The following is a 1,201-nucleotide window of genomic DNA, read 5'->3' as shown; positions in this document are numbered from 1 at the left end:
ATGGCAAAGGAAAAGTTTGAGCGTACAAAACCGCACGTCAACATCGGCACGATTGGCCACGTTGACCATGGTAAAACGACGCTGACCGCAGCGATCACCAAGTATTTCGGTGACTTCAAAGCGTATGACCAGATTGACGGTGCGCCGGAAGAGAAAGCGCGCGGCATCACCATCTCGACCGCCCACGTGGAATACGAGACTGACAACCGCCACTACGCGCACGTCGACTGCCCCGGCCACGCTGACTACGTCAAGAACATGATCACCGGTGCTGCCCAGATGGACGGCGCGATCCTGGTTGTGAACGCAGCTGACGGCCCGATGCCGCAGACCCGCGAGCACATCCTGCTGGGCCGCCAGGTTGGCATCCCGAAGATGGTCGTGTTCATGAACAAAGTTGACCAGGTTGACGACGAAGAGCTGCTGGAACTGGTTGAGATGGAAGTTCGCGAACTGCTGTCCAGCTACGACTACCCCGGCGACGATGTTCCGATCATCGCAGGTTCGGCTCTGGCCGCTATGGAAGGCAACAACCCGGAAATCGGCGAAGAGAAGATCAAGGAACTGATGGCGGCTGTTGATGACTACATCGACACCCCTGAGCGTGAAGTCGACAAGCCGTTCCTGATGCCGGTTGAAGACGTGTTCTCGATCTCGGGCCGTGGTACCGTTGTGACCGGTCGTGTTGAGCGTGGCGTGATCAACGTTGGCGACGAGATTGAAATCGTCGGCATCCGCGACACTCAGAAAACCACCTGTACCGGTGTTGAAATGTTCCGCAAGCTGCTGGACCGCGGTGAAGCAGGCGACAACATCGGCGCGCTGCTACGCGGTATCGACCGTGACGGCGTTGAGCGTGGCCAGGTTCTGTGTAAGCCGGGTTCGGTTACCCCGCACACCAAGTTCGAAGCTGAAGCCTACATCCTGACCAAGGAAGAAGGCGGTCGTCACACCCCGTTCTTCGCGAACTACCGTCCGCAGTTCTACTTCCGTACAACTGACGTGACCGGCACCGTGACCCTGGCGGCTGGCACCGAGATGGTTATGCCTGGCGACAACGTCGGCTTCACCGTCGAGCTGATCGCACCGATCGCGATGGAAGACGGTCTGCGTTTCGCGATCCGCGAAGGCGGCCGCACCGTTGGCGCCGGCGTTGTGTCGAAAATCATCGAGTAATTCGCACCCGCGAATACCGACAGAA

The 1,201-nt window shown here is 58.7% G+C and carries 1 protein-coding gene; it reads left to right on the top strand.

What is annotated here, in order from left to right; translation table 11 throughout:
- Positions 1-1,176: elongation factor Tu (gene tuf, locus GOV53_RS21170; RefSeq protein ID WP_170337277.1), on the top strand; the 1,176-nt coding region annotated here is incomplete at its 5' end.
- Positions 1,177-1,201 lie beyond the last annotated feature (25 nt).

It is taken from the genome of Ruegeria arenilitoris, from assembly GCF_013035315.1.
Lineage (GTDB): Bacteria > Pseudomonadota > Alphaproteobacteria > Rhodobacterales > Rhodobacteraceae > Ruegeria > Ruegeria arenilitoris_D.
This window is presented reverse-complemented; position numbering and strand designations above follow the sequence as displayed.